The 18212-nt window shown below is 32.7% G+C and carries 17 protein-coding genes; 8 read left to right on the top strand and 9 right to left on the bottom strand.

The genetic code is table 11. The features are described 5' to 3' along the window. The 4 genes from BOW55_RS08010 to BOW55_RS07995 form a co-directional block, all read right to left on the bottom strand. A complete protein-coding gene (locus BOW55_RS08010; RefSeq protein ID WP_129023694.1) occupies positions 1–867 on the bottom strand; it encodes a cupin-like domain-containing protein in 867 nt (288 codons plus the stop codon). Positions 868–947: 80 nt separating this feature from the next. Further along, complete coding sequence (bioB, locus tag BOW55_RS08005; RefSeq protein ID WP_129023693.1) at positions 948–2036, bottom strand: biotin synthase BioB; 1089 nt, start codon at positions 2034–2036, stop codon at positions 948–950. 174 nt (positions 2037–2210) lie between these two features. Further along, positions 2211–2648 (bottom strand): hypothetical protein, encoded by a 438-nt coding sequence (locus BOW55_RS08000; protein WP_089053350.1) that lies wholly within the window; start codon positions 2646–2648, stop codon positions 2211–2213. Between the two features lie 119 nt (positions 2649–2767). Further along, a complete protein-coding gene (locus BOW55_RS07995; RefSeq protein WP_129023692.1) occupies positions 2768–3697 on the bottom strand; it encodes a bifunctional riboflavin kinase/FAD synthetase in 930 nt (309 codons plus the stop codon). A gap of 200 nt (positions 3698–3897) precedes the next feature. Between BOW55_RS07995 and BOW55_RS07990 the strand changes: the two genes are divergently transcribed. Further along, a complete protein-coding gene (locus tag BOW55_RS07990; protein WP_129023691.1) occupies positions 3898–6573 on the top strand; it encodes a reprolysin-like metallopeptidase in 2676 nt (891 codons plus the stop codon). A gap of 18 nt (positions 6574–6591) precedes the next feature. On the opposite strand, the gene BOW55_RS07985 is transcribed toward BOW55_RS07990, so the two are convergent. Further along, on the bottom strand, positions 6592–7212 hold the full coding sequence (locus tag BOW55_RS07985; RefSeq protein ID WP_129023737.1) for a ComF family protein: 621 nt from the start codon (positions 7210–7212) through the stop codon (positions 6592–6594). A 161-nt stretch (positions 7213–7373) separates the two neighbouring features. Here BOW55_RS07985 and BOW55_RS07980 point away from each other — a divergent pair, with 161 nt between their 5' ends. The 5 genes from BOW55_RS07980 to BOW55_RS07960 all read left to right on the top strand — a co-directional run bounded on the left by BOW55_RS07980 (position 7374) and on the right by BOW55_RS07960 (position 13345). Then, the gene (locus BOW55_RS07980) at positions 7374–8915 is read left to right on the top strand and encodes a glycine--tRNA ligase (protein ID WP_129023690.1); all 1542 of its coding nucleotides are present in this window, start codon (positions 7374–7376) and stop codon (positions 8913–8915) included. A 285-nt stretch (positions 8916–9200) separates the two neighbouring features. Next, the gene (locus BOW55_RS07975; RefSeq protein WP_129023689.1) at positions 9201–10010 is read left to right on the top strand and encodes a LytTR family DNA-binding domain-containing protein; all 810 of its coding nucleotides are present in this window, start codon (positions 9201–9203) and stop codon (positions 10008–10010) included. A gap of 174 nt (positions 10011–10184) precedes the next feature. Further along, a complete protein-coding gene (locus tag BOW55_RS07970) occupies positions 10185–10502 on the top strand; it encodes a hypothetical protein (RefSeq protein WP_129023688.1) in 318 nt (105 codons plus the stop codon). 142 nt (positions 10503–10644) lie between these two features. Continuing rightward, positions 10645–12657, top strand: a complete 2013-nt coding sequence (locus tag BOW55_RS07965) for a tetratricopeptide repeat-containing sensor histidine kinase (RefSeq protein WP_129023687.1) — start codon at positions 10645–10647, stop codon at positions 12655–12657. Further along, entirely contained in the window at positions 12647–13345 is a 699-nt protein-coding gene (locus BOW55_RS07960; protein ID WP_129023686.1) for a response regulator transcription factor, read from the top strand. Before BOW55_RS07965 ends, BOW55_RS07960 begins: the two co-directional genes overlap by 11 nt. Positions 13346–13431: 86 nt before the next feature. Here BOW55_RS07960 and thiL read toward each other — a convergent pair whose 3' ends face one another. Then, positions 13432–14478 carry a thiamine-phosphate kinase gene (thiL, locus tag BOW55_RS07955; RefSeq protein WP_089053341.1) on the bottom strand — a complete coding sequence of 349 codons (1047 nt, stop codon included), beginning with the start codon at positions 14476–14478 and terminating at the stop codon, positions 13432–13434. Between the two features lie 299 nt (positions 14479–14777). On the opposite strand from thiL, the gene BOW55_RS07950 reads away from it, so the two are divergent. Then, on the top strand, positions 14778–15257 hold the full coding sequence (locus BOW55_RS07950) for a DinB family protein (RefSeq protein WP_129023685.1): 480 nt from the start codon (positions 14778–14780) through the stop codon (positions 15255–15257). Between the two features lie 49 nt (positions 15258–15306). Beyond that, positions 15307–15804, top strand: a complete 498-nt coding sequence (locus tag BOW55_RS07945) for a DinB family protein (protein WP_129023684.1) — start codon at positions 15307–15309, stop codon at positions 15802–15804. Positions 15805–15844: 40 nt separating this feature from the next. Here the strand turns inward: BOW55_RS07945 and BOW55_RS07940 are convergent, their stop codons facing one another. The 3 genes from BOW55_RS07940 to BOW55_RS20795 all read right to left on the bottom strand — a co-directional run. Further along, positions 15845–16804: a YafY family protein gene (locus BOW55_RS07940; protein WP_129023683.1), complete on the bottom strand. Its 960-nt coding sequence runs from the start codon at positions 16802–16804 to the stop codon at positions 15845–15847. 112 nt (positions 16805–16916) lie between these two features. Beyond that, positions 16917–17531 carry an outer membrane beta-barrel protein gene (locus BOW55_RS07935; RefSeq protein ID WP_129023682.1) on the bottom strand — a complete coding sequence of 205 codons (615 nt, stop codon included), beginning with the start codon at positions 17529–17531 and terminating at the stop codon, positions 16917–16919. A 264-nt stretch (positions 17532–17795) separates the two neighbouring features. Next, positions 17796–18212: hypothetical protein (locus BOW55_RS20795; RefSeq protein ID WP_164975014.1), on the bottom strand; the 417-nt coding region annotated here is incomplete at its 5' end.

Genomic DNA, 18212 nt, shown 5'->3' with positions numbered 1-18212 from the left:
TCAAAAAGTCTTTTGCAGTTTTTCATGAGTGTTTTGAATTGCTTTTTCATTCTTATAATCAATCCATTTTTGTCCTTTTACCTTTCGCATCATAATATCAAAATAGCGCATAATAAAAACATTATAAGCCGCTTTTGATAAATTGGTTATGTTTTTAGGAAAGGAGCGCAGGCTCATAGAAAATCCTGGAGTTAAATATTTCATATAATGCCAATAACCCTCTGGCATATACAGCATTTCGCCATGTTTTAAGTTTGTAATGTAGCCTTTTGCATTTTTTAGAGCAGGAAATTTTTCGTAATCAGGATCATCAAAATTTATATCTTCTCTCGAAATTAAAGCGTGAGGTACTTTATACATATATTTGGATTGGTCAGGAGCAAAAAGCATACATTGTTTTTCTCCATGAAAATGAAAGTGAAGAATATTTGAATAGTCAATATCAAAATGCATGAACACTTTAGAGTTTTCACCGCCAAAAAACAACATTGGCATTTGCTTTACAAGTTTTAAGCCAATATCAGGCCATAAAAAATCTTGATTTAATGCCGGAACTTCTTTCATTAAATTATAAAGAAAGATGCGATAATTTGTTGGTTTTTGTTCCAGAAGATTTATATAATCGCTCATTTTCATTTTAGTGTGAGCTTCATTAAAACCGTCTTCATGATTAACGGGTCTATTATCGTACAAGGGCACAATTAAATCTCCTGCGACTTTCTTTATATAAGAAAGTTTCCAATTTTTATAGGCTGGCCAATCTTCGGTCAGTTCCTCAACAACTACTGGGATTTGTTTTTTTACATATTGGGAAATAAAATCGGCCTTAGAGATTTTTTTTACCCTTTCGATTTGTTTTAACTCCATCTTCTAAATAAAAAAATTGCTTATAACACACAAGTTATAAGCAATTTAAAAATATTTATCGAGATTTTGAGCTTTGTCAATTAAATTTTTGATTTAACTGAAGCTTCAATATTTTTTTCGATAGTATGTCCAGGTCTTGACCATTTAGGTTTTTCACCCAATGAAGTAAATTGAGAATCGGCTGCTTCAACAGTTTTAGGCTGCATTACCTTGATAAAAGGTTTTTGAGGCACCATTCCTAATGTTTCGAACATCTTCATATCTTCGTTTACATCTGGGTTTGGAGTAGTAAGTAATTTGTCACCTGCAAAAATTGAGTTTGCTCCCGCAAAAAAGCACATTGCCTGTCCTTCACGAGTCATATTGGTTCTTCCAGCAGATAAACGAACCTGAGTTTCCGGCATTACAATTCGAGTTGTAGCCACCATACGAATCATTTCCCAAATTTCAACTGGTTTTTCCTCTTCCATTGGAGTTCCCTCAACAGCAACCAAAGCATTAATTGGCACAGATTCTGGTTGTGGGTTTAATGTAGAAAGAGCAACTAGCATTCCAGCTCTGTCCTCTATACTTTCTCCCATACCAATGATTCCGCCGCTGCAAACCGTAACATTTGTTTTTCGAACATTCTCGATAGTCTGCAAACGATCTTCAAAACCACGCGTAGAAATCACGTCTTTATAATATTCTTCAGAAGTATCTAAGTTGTGATTGTAGGCATATAAACCAGCTTCGGCTAAACGCTGCGCTTGATTTTCAGTAATCATACCTAGAGTACAGCAAACTTCCATATCTAGTTTATTAATGGTACGAACCATTTCTAAAACCTGATCAAATTCTTCGCCGTCTTTTACATTTCGCCAAGCCGCTCCCATACAAACGCGTGAAGATCCGCTTGATTTTGCACGCAAAGCTTGTGCTTTTACCTGACTTACACTCATTAAATCATTTCCTTCAACACCAGTATTATAACGTGCAGCTTGTGGGCAATAACCACAATCTTCAGGGCAGCCGCCCGTTTTGATCGAAAGTAAGGTAGATACCTGAACTACATTCGGATCATGTTGTTGTCTATGAATTGTCGCAGCTTCATAAAGCAATTCCATTAAAGGTTTATTGTAGATTGCGATTATTTCGTCTTTGGTCCAGTTGTGTTTTGTAATGCTCATCGAATACATTGTTTTTGAAGCTTCAAAAGTAATTAAATTGTCCTAATCAGCAATAGGGAACGCTGCAAATGAATATTAGTGCATTATTTTCAAAAAAGAAACACTCTAAAATCATCAAATTAAAGCTTTTATGATTTTAGAGTGTTTTTTTAAATGAATGTTTTTTCTGATATATTAATCAGCAACATATTTATTATTCCAATATAACATCATCAATAAAGTAACAATTACAGATGAAGCAAGCCCTTCAAAAAGTAGACAGATGCAATAAGTAGGAACAGAAGGATTTCCTCCAAACATGAAAGTTTTTGAGAGTGTACTCACATAAGCATCACCGCCTCTTGCGTAACTATATACTAATAATCCGAAAACGCTCAATGCAACACCAACCACTGAAGTTGCCATTGCCGAAACAGCATTAGATACAAAATTCGTTTCTCCCTCGTGAAGATTCATTTGCATAGTTCTGTTTACACCCCAGAAAATAAAAAATACATTTAAGACACGCAGGTAAAACAAATCAGCTAAACCCAATACATTCATCAATAAAAAGTAAATGCCAATTCCGAGGAATATCAAAAAACCGTTGGTTATTTCTTTAGGTAGTTTCATAGTGGTTATTTTTAAAGAAGTTAATAGTAAAGTTTTGATAAACAGAGTTGTATATCAAATTTACTAAAAAAATAACTACGATGGTTTAAAATTAAAGAAAAGTATATCTTAAGATTTGCTTACAATTGATTTATAAATGCCAGTGCATTTATTCGATCTTGATTTAACTGCTCTTTTAATAAATCTATCGATCCAAACTTTTGTTCTTCACGTAGAAAATGCAATAATGAAACCTCGATTTCTTTGTCATAAATATCAGCATCGAAATCAAAAAGATTCACCTCGATAGTTTGTTTCTGACCGTTTACAGTTGGATTAAAACCAATATTCATCATTCCAAAAACCTCCTTTTGATCGATAAGAGCTTTAACGGCATAAACACCAGTTTTGGGAATCAATTTATAATCCTCTTCAATTTCTATATTAGCCGTTGGAAAACCAATTGTTCTTCCTAACTGTTTTCCTTTTACAATTTTACCGCTCAAAAAATAGTCATAACCTAGATATTCATTGGCTAAATCCATTTTTCCTTCGGTAAGAGCTTTTCTAATTTTAGTAGAACTTACAGAGACATCTTGAATTTCTTGTGCTGAAATTTGTTCAACTTCAAAACCATATTCAGCGCCATAAGCAATTAAATTATCAATATTGGCAGTTCGATTTCTTCCAAAACGATGATCGTGACCAATAATTATTTTTTGAATATGAAATTGATCTACCAAAATCGAATGCACAAATTCTTCAGCAGTCAGTCTCGAAAAACTTTCGTCGAAAGGATGAATGATTAAATTTTCGATTCCTGTCGCTTCCAGAAGTTTTGTTTTTTCAGCAATCGTGTTTAAAAGTTTTATTTCTGATTTTTCCTGTAAAACCATTCTTGGATGCGGAAAAAAGGTAAGCACCAAACTTTCGTATTTGCCATTTTCGGTATTTTGAGTAATTCGTTCCAGAATTTTTTTATGACCAATATGCACACCATCAAAAGTACCAAGAGTTAAAATTGTTTTCTTGGTCGAATGAAAATCGTTTATAGAATGAAAGAGCTTCAAAACAAATAATTTAAGATGCTGCAAATTTATACTATCTATTTTAAATTTTAGGCTTAGGCGAATTGATTTTTTTTAAGAAGATTAAGTTTCCCTTGACGACAAAAAAGTGAGACTTGTCGATTAAAAAATATTAAATGTCGGTTAAAAGTAAGAATTTGATTTAATTCCTTTAATTTTGATGTAGTAAAGAACAACTTGCCATGAAAAAAACTCTACTATTCTTATTTTTACTTTTTAGTTGGTCAGGATTGCAGGCTCAAAGCGATGATTTGTGGCAGAAAGTCAATACTGCTTCAGTTTTTAGTAAAAAGACAGTCGTTTTAGATTCTGGTAAACAGTATTACAAATTGAATGCTGGTTTTTTAACCTCAAAATTGGCAAAAACAACCGAAAAATCGGCAGTAAATAATACCGCAGAAATTACAATCCCAAATTCAAATGGAGTTTTAGAGCGGTTTCAAGTTTGGGAATCTTCCAATTTTGAACCTGAATTACAAGCCAAATATCCAGAAATTAGAGCTTATCAAGGAAGAGGATTAGATGATAAATCGGCTAGAATACATTTCAGTGTTTCTGAAAGCGGAATACAAACAATGGTTTTGAGAGTAGATAAAGCTACCGAGTTTATAGAAGAAAACCCAGAGAATAAAACGGAATACGTTTTATTTACGTCTAAAGATAAAACTTCAAAAGTTAAGTTAGATTGTAAAACATCAGACGAACTTATTGCCAATTCTAGTTTTGGTAAAACAGCAAAAACAGTAGCAAACACAAAAGTTTTAAAAACCCTGCGTTTAGCATTGTCTTGTACGGGAGAATATACGGCATATTTTGGCGGTACAAAAGCGAAAGCTTTAGAAGGAATGAATGCAACAATGACCAGAGTCAACGGAATTTTGAATAAAGATCTTGCTGTGAAATTGGTTTTAATTGCAAATAATGATGCCGTAATTTATACAGATGCGTCGACAGATCCCTATTCTGTTGCATCAACAGGGGTTAAAGGAGCTTGGAATAAAGAAGTACAAACTACTTTAACGAGTGTAATAGGCAACAATAATTACGATATAGGACATTTGTTTGGTGCTTCTGGCGGAGGCGGAAATGCGGGTTGTATAGGCTGTGTTTGCACAAATCCAACTTCTAATGATTCTTTGGCAAAAGGAAGTGCTTATACATCTCCAGGCGATGGGAAACCTCAAGGAGATACTTTTGATGTTGATTTTGTTGTACATGAATTTGGTCATCAATTAGGAGCAAGTCATACTTTTTCATACGATTCTACCGAAAGAACCAATGTAAATGTTGAACCCGGAAGCGGTTCTACAATAATGGGATATGCAGGAGTAAGCGGGGATTATGATATACAAGATAATTCAGATGATTATTTTGCCTATGTAAGTATTTTGCAGATCCAAAATAACCTTGCAGGAAAAAGCTGTCCTGTCAATACAAGCTTGACTAACAATCCGCCAGTAATTGATGCCGGTTTAGATTATACCATCCCAATAAGTACTGCATTCGTTTTAAAAGGCAGTGGTTCAGATCCCGATGGCGATACCGTTACTTTTAATTGGGAAGAAAATGATAATGCAGTAACAACTTCAGGCTCAACAAGTATTGCTTATCCAACAAAACCAGATGGGCCTTTGTTTCGATCAGTAATTCCTAATAGTTCTCCAATTCGATATATGCCAAGGTTGAGTTATGTTTTAGACAATAGACTCACTACAACTTGGGAATCAGTTTCTTCTATCCCAAGAACACTAAACTTTACTTTAACAGGCAGAGACAATTCAACTTTAGATTCAGGACAAACCAATACAGATGCTATGGTAGTAAATGTCGTTTCTACTGCGGGACCATTTACGATTTCTTCTCATAATGGTACTGACGTAAGCTGGTGGCAGGGCTTAAGTGAAACTGTAACTTGGAATGTTAATAATACCAATACGCTTCAGGGATCATCGCAGGTAAACATTAAATTGTCTACAGATGGTGGTTTAACTTTTCCAATAATACTTGCGGCAAATACTCCAAATGATGGTTCAGAAACCATTATACTTCCAACAAGTGTTGCTTCATCAACTAATTGCCGACTATTGATTGAGCCAACGGCTAATATTTATTATGCGATAAACAGCAAACCTTTTGCGGTGGGTTATACGCCATCAACCACTTGCGCTTCTTATAGTTTTGGAAGTTCGTTTAGTATTCCAGGTGGAACTACATTTACAACAAAAACCGTTAGTGTTCCTGCCGCCACAGGTACAGTATCAGATGTAAATGTTTCAGTAAATGTAACACACGAAAGAATGTCAGACCTTGAAATTCAAATTGTAAGCCCAAAAGGAACTGTCGCTCGTTTGTTTAATAGATCCTGTCCAAGTTTGAATTCAACTTTAATTTTCCGATTTGATGATTCCGGTGCTGTTTTAGATTGCAGTAAAACAACAGAACAAATCGTTATTCCTGTAGATCAATTAAGTGTTTTTAATGGAGAAAATCCAGAAGGAAACTGGACATTTGGAGTTCGTGATGCCGTTTCGGGAATGTCTGGAACCATTAATTCAGCTTCTGTAAATATTTGTACACAGAGTTTTACTTTAGGACTTGATGATTTCGAAAATATTGATTTTGCACTTTATCCAAATCCTAATAAAGGCAGCTTTTCGATTCAGTTTCAAAGTGAGTCAGCAACAGGATGTAAAGTATTTGTTCATGATATTTTAGGGAAAAAAGTTTACGAAAACACTTTTGAAAGTTCTGGAGTTTTCAATCAAAATATTCACTTACCAAACGCAGCAGCTGGAATTTATCTCGTTACCGTAATTGATGGAGACAGAAGAACGGTTAAGAAAATAATAGTTAATTAAAGTATTTGGAATTTCTCTTTAAGAATTTGCCATTGCCATACATGCAATGCTGATTTTTGCTCCTTCAATTTTTAATAAAGCACGAGAACAAGCCTCCAGAGTTGCTCCAGTTGTGAGTACATCATCAACAATTAAAAAATGCTTATTATGATTTTCTTCTTTTAAAATCACATCAAATATATTTTCGATATTTTCGGACCGTCCTAAAAGATTCTTTTTTGACTGCGTTTTGGAATACTTCGTTCGATATAAAACAGAATCATCATATGGTATTTTTAAGCCTTCGGCAAGTGCTTTCCCGAAAGAAGCAACTTGATTATAGCCGCGCTCTTTAAATTTCTTTGGATGCAGCGGCACAGGAATAATTATATCAAAAGGCGTTTTTAATTGCAGTTCTTTTAAATCTTCAACATACCATTTTCCTAATACTACTCCAATTTCTTCATGGCCTTTGTATTTTAAGTTGTGAATGAGTTCCTGAACGATTCCTTTTTTGTTGAAGTACACAAATGCCGAAGCATGTTCAATTTCAATCTTACCGAAAAATTTCTTTACAGCTCCATTATTTGGGTCTAAATAATACTGAGTTAGAGGTATTTCATGACGGCAACGAGTACATAAAACGGTTTCGTTAGTCATTAAAACAGAGCGGCATCCCGAGCAAACTTTAGGGAAAAAGAGGTCGATTATGAATTTAAACACAAATAGAAAGAATTTAGTTACAAAAATAAAGAAATTTGAACTTCAATCTTTTTAATTTTTCTTTTTTTTATAAGTACTTTTTATATTTTTGCATTACTATGGCAAAACAAGACGATTTATTTAAGAATGTGGTTTCGCACGCAAAAGAGTACGGATTTATATTTCCGTCAAGCGAAGTATACGATGGATTGAGTGCAGTGTATGATTACGCACAAAATGGTGTCGAATTAAAAAAGAATATCCGTGAATATTGGTGGAAATCAATGGTTCAGATGAATGAAAATATTGTTGGTTTAGACGCAGCAATATTAATGCACCCAACTACCTGGAAAGCTTCAGGTCACGTTGATGCCTTCAATGATCCATTAATTGATAATAAAGATTCTAAAAAAAGATATAGAGCCGATGTTTTAGTTGAAGATTATGCTGAAAAGATTAATCTAAAAGCTAAAAAAGAAATCGAAAAAGCAAAAGCTCGCTTTGGAGACGCTTTCAATGAAGAAGAATTTGTAACTACAAATGCTCGAGTAATTGAATATTTGGCTAAAGAAAGAGAAATTAGAGAGCGTTTAGGACGTTCTTTAGGAAATGGCGATCTTGAAGATGTAAAAGCTTTGATCGAAGAGCTGGAAATTGCTGATCCTGAAACTGGTTCTAGAAACTGGACAGAAGTTAAGCAGTTTAACTTGATGTTCGGAACAAAGTTAGGAGCTTCTGCAGAGTCTGCAATGGACTTGTATTTGCGTCCAGAAACAGCGCAAGGTATTTTTGTAAACTTTTTAAATGTGCAGAAATCAGGTCGTATGAAAGTTCCTTTTGGAATTGCACAAACTGGAAAAGCTTTTAGAAATGAAATTGTTGCGAGACAGTTTATTTTCCGTATGCGTGAATTCGAACAAATGGAAATGCAATTTTTTGTGCGTCCGGGCGAAGAAATGCAATGGTACGAACATTGGAAACAAACACGTTTAAACTGGCATTTATCTTTAGGTTTAGGAAAAGATAATTACCGTTTTCACGATCACGAAAAATTAGCGCATTACGCAAATGCTGCTGCAGATATTGAATTTAACTTTCCATTCGGATTTAAAGAATTAGAAGGAATTCACTCTCGTACCGATTTTGACTTAAAAGCACACGAACAATATTCTGGTAGAAAACTACAGTATTTTGATCCAGAATTGAATGAAAACTATGTGCCATATGTAGTAGAAACTTCAGTTGGTTTAGATCGTATGTTCTTGGCTGTATTTGCAACATCATTACAAGAAGAAACATTAGAAGACGGTTCGTCAAGAACAGTTTTAAAATTACCGGCAGTTTTAGCGCCAACAAAAGCAGCAGTTTTACCATTGGTTAAAAAAGATGGTTTACCAGAAATTTCGAAAAAGATTATAGAAGATCTAAAATGGGATTTCAATGTTTCTTATGATGAAAAAGATGCTGTAGGACGCCGTTATAGAAGACAAGATGCACTTGGAACTCCGTTTTGTATCACAGTAGATCATCAAACGATCGAAGATGAAACGGTAACGATTCGTCATAGAGATACAATGAAACAAGATCGTGTAAAAATCTCTGAATTAAGAGGTATTATTGAAAACGAAGTTTCAATGAAAAATTGGTTGATGAAGATGTAATCTTTGGATGCTGAACAATATAAATCCCAAATTCCTTAGCAGGAGTTTGGGATTTTTTTAATTTTAAATGATGCAATTCATCGGATATTTTTGCATTTCATCAGTATGTGTTAACATTTTGAAGTAATGTATTAACAATGAAATGCTTAAAATATTGAAATTCGTATTTTTAAATGCGGATAAAATGAAAAATAATAATTTTTTCTTAAAGTATTTATGAAACTGTTTTCTAATCTCAAATAGAAAGCACTGGAAGGGATTAATGAAAAAGCAATATAAACTATCTTGAATAAGTATTCGTATATAATTATTGATGATGATGCTGAGAGTATTTCAAAAACCAAAACAATTGCTGAAGGTTTTTCGGAGTTGTCCTTTGCGGCTTCAGCTTCTAATTATCAAGATGGCTTAAATTTGGTTTTAGAACATAAGCCGTCAATTGTTTTTCTGGAAATTGAACCCCAGGATAGTTCAAGTAATTTATCGCTTGCTTTTATTAATGAATTGCACAGGTTTTTAGATACAATTCCTCACATTGTTATTACCACATTAAAAACAGAACAAGCTTTTAATGCGATTAAATTTGGCGTGTTTGATTATTTAATAAAACCAATAATACCTGTAGACTTGTTGAAAACAGTTTTGAAACTGAACAAAATAACCGAAGATCTAAACTTAAAAGTTTTTAAACAAGAGGTTTCTACGTTAATTAGCTCAGATACAAAAACGGGTCAAATATTTGATAGACCACTTATAATCTGTATTAAATCATATGGAGATCATCGTTATATAAATGCCGATGATATTGCATATTTTCAAGCCGATAATAATTCAACAGATATTTATTTAAATTCTGGTGAAATGATAACAGCTTTTAAGACATTAAAGCATTTCGAGAACGTTTTAGTGTATCCGTTTATTCGAATTCATAACAGTTATATTATAAATCGAAATTACATTGCAAGAATTCATAGCGGACACTCAGTATGTTACATAAAAAACTCATTGAAAAAGATCCCTTTTTCAAAAACTTATAAATCAAATGTTGACTTAATTATTGCCGATTTTACTGCCGGAAATTATTTAGAAGTCTAACAATTAAGCGATTACATTGATTTGACGCTCATTGACTATCAATTGGGTATGATCTACCATAAACCTGTTTTTTCGTATAAATTTTTTTTGATTACGGTGTTAGTTTTACATCATGATTCACACTAAGTGAACAACTCCAAAAAAAATCATTTAAAAATATTAATACCTCAAATCATGAAAAAAACAGCTTTAACTTTCGGATTATTTTCTTTAGTAATGGTAGCAACTTCTTTTGCAACACCAAAAACAAATTCAGTACTATTGGCACAAAATCAGACAATAGAGAGAGATGGAGAAACAGATGGAACTGGTGCTACAGGCGGACAGAAAAAAGCTGATTTTCATCAAGTAAGAGAACAATTAATGGATACGGATGGAACAGGTGCTACAGGCGGACAAAAGAAAGCTGATTTTCATCAAGTAAGAAGTAATTCACATTTAAATTTTGCAAGTGTTAATCAATCTATTGGAACAGATAAAAAATTAGATTAATTAAACTTAGAATAATATATAGTAAAGCTGTCAATTTTTTGACAGCTTTTTTTTTGTGTCTATAGTTTTACTATTTTTGGTGAAACTCTAAATCGCAATTGAAAAAAAAACGTAAAATAATATTGCTTTTATTTTTGTTTTAATGGCATGTACCAAGAAAACAGAATTTGATAAAAATGCAATTCCTACAATAGATAGTTTGTCTACGTATCTATCATTAGCAAATGAAGATAAGCTTCCTTTGAATATTAAGAAGGGTTACAATGAGAAAGCGTTAAATGTAATTCTAAATCAGAAGGATGATTCTCTTAATAAAGTAAATCTTTTTAAGGTTGCCAATCGATATTATAATATAAGTGACTGGAAATCTTATCTTCAAGTAACCAAGTTAATCTTAGAAAGAGCAACTAATTCTAGTGATTCTGTCCATATGGCAAAAGCATACAGCTATTTGGGAGATTATTATGCTTCTCAATCCATTTCGGATAGTGCTTTCATGCATTACTATAAAGCAGAAAAAATTTATCTGAAGTTGAATGATAATTTTAATCTGTCAAAAACAATTTTAAACAAAGCAAGTCTGCAATATAACGAGGGAGATTTTTTTGAAAGTGAAATAGCTGTTTTTAAAGCTTTGGGCAGTTTAAAAAAACAGCAAAACGTAAATGAATTATACTATGAAAGTTATAATTTGCTAGGAATATTATACAATGAAAGAGGAGAATATACAAAAGCTTTAGAGTTTCAAAACAAGGCTTTAAAGACTTTGGAAGATAAATCAATACCAACATTGTTTCAATATAAGGCGGCTTCATTAAATAATATAGGTTTTATATATTTAAATTGGAATAATTACAAAGAAGCAAAAGGATTTTTTGAAAAAGGTTTAAACCAAGAAAACCTTTTTAAAGACAGGGTAAGTCTATATGCCATTTTACTTGATAATTTAGGTTATTCTAAATTCAAATTAAAAGAATTTGACAACTTGCCGGATTTGTTTTATAAATCATTAAAAATTAGAGATAGTTTAGGTCTTACATCAGGAGTAGTTTCTAGTAAAATACATTTGTCTGAATACTTTGCTTTAAAAAAAGATACTTTAAGAGCCGTTCAATTTGCAAAACAAGCGTTAAATTCATCCCGAGGCACAACAAAATTGATTAGTACGTTAGATGCACTTAAACAATTGGCTGTTGTTGATCCTGCCAATGCGTCGGTTTATTCAAAGGAATATATCAGGTTGAATGATAAAATGCTGAAAGCAGAGCGAAAAATGGGAGAAAAATTCTCTCGTATCGAATATGAAACAAATGAAATAAAAGACCAGAACTCGAACTTGCAAGAAAAAAACAAAACCCTGGTGTATGTTTTTAGTATTTGTACATTGCTAGGTTTGTTTTTTTATGTTTATAAAACCCAGCAGGCAAGAAATAGAGAACTGCTTTTTAAACAGCAGCAGCAGGTGGCAAATGAAGACATTTATAATCTGATGATTTCGCAGCAAAATGAGATAGAAGCAACTCGAATTCGAGAAAAGAAAAATGTTGCTCAGGAATTGCATGATGGTGTTTTAGGACGTATGTTTGGAATTCGAATTAGTTTGGATAGTTTAGATAAAGTAGACGAAAGCCTTGCGGCGCCGAAACGAAAAAAATATTTGGCTGAGTTAAAAAGTATTGAAGAAGATATTCGAGAAATATCGCACGATTTAAATCGAGAGAAATCAGAACTAGTCAATAATTTTGTTTTAATTTTGAATAAACTAATTGAAAATCAAAGAAATACATACGATTCTAAATTGGTTACTTTTTTTGATTCTCAAATAAAATGGGAGCTTGTAAACAATACGGTTAAAATTAATTTGTATAGAATTGTTCAAGAAGCACTTCAAAATTGTAATAAGTATGCAGATGCAGAAACCATAAAAGTCGAGTTTAAAAGCGAAATAGATTATCTTATATTGTCAATTATGGATGATGGAGTTGGATTTAATACCAAACGTAAAAAAAAGGGTATTGGTTTGCATAATATAGAATATCGGGCCGCAGAATGTAAGGGCACAGTCGCCATAAAATCTGCCAAAGGAGAAGGAACACTTCTAGTTGTTAAAGTTCCGATAGATCAAAAAATTAACCTACATAAAAATGACATCTGATAGCAATGCCCCAATTTCGGAATTAATAAAACCCAATATATTAATTGTCGATGATCATCCTTTTATTATTGAAGGATATAAGAATGCAATAACTCGCTATAACCCCAAAGAATATGAGTTTGTAATTGCACAAGCTCACGATTGTAAATCAGCTTACGAGTTATTGCAAGATGAGGATACACCTCAGTTTGACATTGCTTTTTTAGATATCAGTATGCCGGCTTATGAAGAAAAAGATCTTTTTTCTGGCGAAGATCTGGCAAAATTGATCATTAAAAAAATGCCGCACTGTAAAATCGTTTTGCTTACGATGTACACAGAATTGCTGAAAATCAAAACCATTATCAGGACAATTAATCCGAATGGATTAGTTATAAAAAATGATTTAACTTTTGATGAATTGCTTTTTGCGTTTGATAAAGTAATGAAATGTGAAAAGTATTATAGCCAATCAGTTGTAAAAATGCTAAATCAATCACCGCACAATTCTATAGAAATTGATGAGTTTGATAAGCAGATTTTATTTCACTTTTCAAAAGGAACAGAACTTTCTGAAATGCCCCATTATATTGCTATTTCTTTAAATGAAATTCAAAGACGCAGGATTGCTTTAATGGAACTGCTGAAAGTAAAATCAGGTTCAAATGATGATTTAGTAAAAGAAGCAAAGAGCAAAGGACTCTTCTAAAAATAAAATTTCGAAACAAAAAATTCCAAATTCCAATGGCTTAAAACACATTAGAATTTGGAATTTTTTATTTGATTTTTTAAAATTTATTCACTCAAAGCATCCCAGCCACGTGCTTTTAAGGCAATTTTCGTATTAGCGCGAGTTACCAAATGAATTCCTTCGCTTTCATCAGCCATATGACCAATAATTGAAAAGTTTGGATTTCCTTTTATCTTATCAAAATCATTAATATCTATTGTAAAAAGAAGTTCATAATCTTCACCGCCATTAATCGCAACAGTAGTGCTGTCAATATTAAACTCTTCACAAGTCGAAATAAATTGCGGATCTAGAGGAAGTTTATCTTCATATAAATTACAACCCACTTTAGACTGCTTGCAGATGTGAATAATCTCTGAAGATAAGCCGTCAGAAATGTCAATCATCGAAGTTGGTTTTATTTCAAGCGCATGCAAAAGAGTTCGAACATCTTTGCGTGCTTCAGGTTTTAGTTGTCTTTCGACCAAATAAGTATAAGGGTCCAAATCTGGTTGACTGTTTGGATTAACCTGGAAAACCTGTTTTTCACGTTCCAAAACCTGCAATCCCATATATGCTGCACCAATATCGCCGGTTACAACTAATAAGTCAGTTTGCTTAGCGCCATTACGATAAACGATTTCATCTTCATCAGCCTCTCCAATAGCCGTTATACTAATAATTAATCCTTTTTGCGATGAGGTAGTGTCACCACCAATAACGTCTACTTTATATTCTTTTGCGGCATGTGTAATCCCTTCAAATAATTCTTCTAAGGCTTCTAATGGAAAACGATTAGAAACGGCTACAGAAACAGTTATTTGCGTTGGTTTTGCATTCATAGCACAAATGTCAGATACATTTACCACAACAGCTTTGTATCCTAAATGCTTTAAAGGCATATAAGCCAAATCAAAATGCACACCTTCTATTAATAAATCTGTAGAAACGACCACCTTTTTAGCTTTGAAATCAAGAACAGCAGCATCATCGCCTATACTTTTTAAAGTAGACTCTTGAGTAACATCAAAGTTCTTGGTTAAATGTTCAATCAAGCCAAACTCGCCTAATTGCGCTATACTGGTACGTTGAGGATTTTTATCTTCGATCATTTTTTTTAAGTTCCAAAGTTTGTAAGGTGCAAAGGTACAAAGGTTTTTTCTAAAGACACTAAGATTCTGAGAGGCTAAGGTTCTAAGTTTTTTTCTAGCATGTTTATACTGTAGAGGCGCACGGCAGTGCGTCTCATTACTGTACAAATTACGTGTAGATCTCTGGTATGTTGTATGTACTAATGGGCATCTTTATAATTAGATAAAAAAATAATTTAAAAATTGTTTTTTACTGCTGACAAACTGTTGTCACCGGCTCATTTTACTTTTGAAGTATAGAAATATTAAACACTAAAATCATGAAAACATTAGAAGCACAAGTAATTACTTCAGAAGAATTATTGAAACATTGGCAAGGACATCGCGCACTTACACGTCATGTGATTGAGGCTTTTCCTGAAAAAGATTTTTTTGAATTCTCGATCGGAGGTATGCGTCCTTTTGCAAAATTAGCAGATGAGCTTTTAGCTATTGCTGCACCTGCACTTAAATCAATAGTTAATCGTGACGTTCAGCCTTACACAGAAGGAACAGAAAAATTGATTTTTAAAGCACAGTACCTTGAAAAATGGGACGAGGCAACAGAGGAAATTAATAAATATTGGGAGAAATTGTCGATAGAAGATTTTAATCAAAACTTTAATCTATTTGGACAATATGAATTTCCAATTATCCAGAATATTTTGTATTTTATTGATAATGAAGTGCATCACCGTGGGCAAGGTTACGTTTATTTGCGAGCTTTAAATATTGAGCCTCCATTTTTCTGGGAAAGATAATCAGATTACTTTTTAATTCGTTTAACTTTAAAAATCTAAATTAACAGCTATGAGTTTAAAAAAGATAATGTCTAATTATGCAGATTATAATTTATGGGTAAATCAACAATTTGTGAATTGGCTTTCGCCGAAATCTGATGACTTGCTTTATGCTGAGGTATCTTCCAGTTTTTCAAATATTATGAAAACATTGGATCATATCTGGTCTACAGAAGAATATTGGTTTTCGATCATTTCTGAAACTTCTCCAATAGAAAAGAAAGCAGAAAATGAATTGTCGAAAGAGGAAATATTTGCGGGACTATTAAATTCATCTGCAAAGTTGAAAGACATTATCCATTCATTGTCTGAAGAAGATTTGGTTAAAGAAGTTAAAATTAGTAATCCTTGGTTTGAGTGCGAACTTCCAATCTCTGATTATTTACTTCAGGTTATCAATCATGGTACTTATCACAGAGGGCAGATTGTTACAATGGGGCGAAATATAGGAATTACTGATGCTTCAAATACAGATTATAATTTTTATAACGTTGTTAAACAGAAATAAATCAAAAAAACTCTAGAAGTATTCTCTCGAGGAGTTTTTTTTATAAAAGTCTTAGTCTGTTAATTTCTAATAATTCTAAAGCTCTTGTTTTTAGTCTTTCAGGTTCTAGGATTTCGGCATAATCACCAAACATTAAAAACCAGCGCGGAAATCCACTTTCAATATCCTTGCACATAAACGTCATTTCGATTTTTCCATCCACTTCTTTTTCTGAAATAAAGCCGTGATATTTTTTTTCAGTTCCTAAATAGCGGGATATTTTTTTGTCAATTAAGATTCTGACTTTTGTAGTTGGGATAGTTTCGTTTTTAGTTAAATATGTATCAAGCGAATTATGTTCGATCGTAAAATTAGAGTCCGTTTTCTGAATTTTTTGAATTCTGTCCGTTCTAAATTGGCGATAATCCTTTCGCAAATGGCAATAGCCTAAAAAATACCAATTATTATGATCGTGAAAAACGCCGACAGGTTCAATATTTCGTTCATTAGTTTCATCACTTTCAAAAGTTTTGTATGAAAGCAGGATTTGTTTTTTCTCAGCAATACTTTCAAAAAGAACCGCTAAAGTATTTGGAGAATTATCATTAAACATTGGTTCTGCAGTCTGCATTACAACTTTAGATTCAATATTAGAAAGCCAGTCCTTATCAGTACTTCGTAGAACCGATTTCAGCTTGTACATTGCCGATGCGTAATGATTTCCAAGAGCAGGATCAGTAAACTTTTGCATTAGTTTTTCGGCAGCAATAAAACTGCTTACTTCTTCACGCGTAAACATAACCGGCGGAAGTCTGTAGCCTTCCATTAAAGCGTAGCCTACGCCAGCTTCGCTGTAGATTGGAACTCCAGACGCTTCAAGAGTTCTAATGTCTCTATAAATAGTTCGTAAACTCACATCAAATCGATCTGCCAATTCTTGTGCTTTTACAATCTTTTTTGATTGTAATTGAATTAGGATAGCCACAATTCGGTCAAATCTTTTAGGAGTTTCGTCGAGCATTTTTTTGGGTTCAAAGATTAAGAGGCTCAAAGTTACAAAGGTTTGATGTTTAAAGAAATAAAAAAGCTGTCCCAAATTGAGACAGCTTTTATAGGTAAATCGTAGAAACGAATTAAAATTTATACAAAAGTCCAAACTTAGGTTGGTCAAAAATGTTTTCAAATAAGTTGATGTTTAATTGAAAAGTATCTGATGAAGGACCATTTTCCGGAGAAACACTATTGTAAGATAAAATGTTAGCAAGAGTAAATGTAACCGCGATATTTTTGGTTAAAAAATAGTTTAAACCAACATTAATATTGGCAGTAAGACTGTTGCTGTCGTTAGAACCTGCACTTGTTTCAACTTTGTTTCGGCCATAGCCAAGACCGGCTTCACCATATGCTTTGAAACGTTTTTTATCTAATTCAAGCACATAATATCTTGCAAATCCTCCAATACCAAAGATGCTTGTTTTAGTATTTGTTGATTCATATTTGTTACTTGAATAATTTAATTGGCCTCCAACAGCAAATTTGTTATTAAGAAAGTATCCAAATTTAGGATTGAAAGCATAGTAATCCTGGTCGCCGCCAGTGCTAATTTGTATAGAACCTTCTATAAACATATCCCCATGCGCAAAAGTGATTCCTTTTGCAGTTTTCATTTCTGACTCTACTTCTTCTTGTTGAGCATTAACGAACGAGAAAGTTAACATCGATAAAATAATAAAAAATTTAGTTTTCATAATTATCTGGTTTTAAAGTTGTAAGATTACAAGTTATAATTTTTGTGTTAAATTCTGTGTTAATTTCGACGAACTGCATCAAAATTCTGCGAAGGGTGTTAATATTTTTGTTTTTGTAGCTTTTTACATATGTTTATTTGAATTGGATTTAATTGTTTTTTTTTTGTAATGAATTGATTACTAGTTTTTAATAGTGACTTTGATATAAAAGAAAAACCCGATAACATAAATTACCGGGTCTATATTTTTTAGCAAATGAGTTTCTTATCCTCCATTTACGCCAAATTTTCTGAATGCTTGTACTGTTTGGTAAATTCCGAAAGAAACCAATATTTTGCCTAGCATAAAAAATAGAAAAGGCCAAAAGTAATTTTCAGAATCTTCAATAGGTGCTTTTAAAAAAGAGAATGGATTTATGAATTTTAAATAGTTGACCAAATAAGCATCTATTTTAGGAATAAGATTTATATCTAAGACAAAATATGAATAAGATATAAGATACAAAATGTAAAAAAGATAACTCCATTGAAAAGTAAAAAAAAGTCCTTTTGTCCAATCTAATCCAAAGTTTGTTGATTCTTCGTTAAAGTATAATATACAAGTGTCTTTCCAGTTTAACTTATTGTTGTCTACTTCTTTTTTATATGCTTTTAGTTCGTATGCCTTAAATTTTAAATAATC

The sequence above is a fragment of the Flavobacterium sp. YO12 genome, from assembly GCF_004119495.1.
Taxonomy (GTDB): Bacteria; Bacteroidota; Bacteroidia; order Flavobacteriales; family Flavobacteriaceae; genus Flavobacterium.
This window is presented reverse-complemented; position numbering and strand designations above follow the sequence as displayed.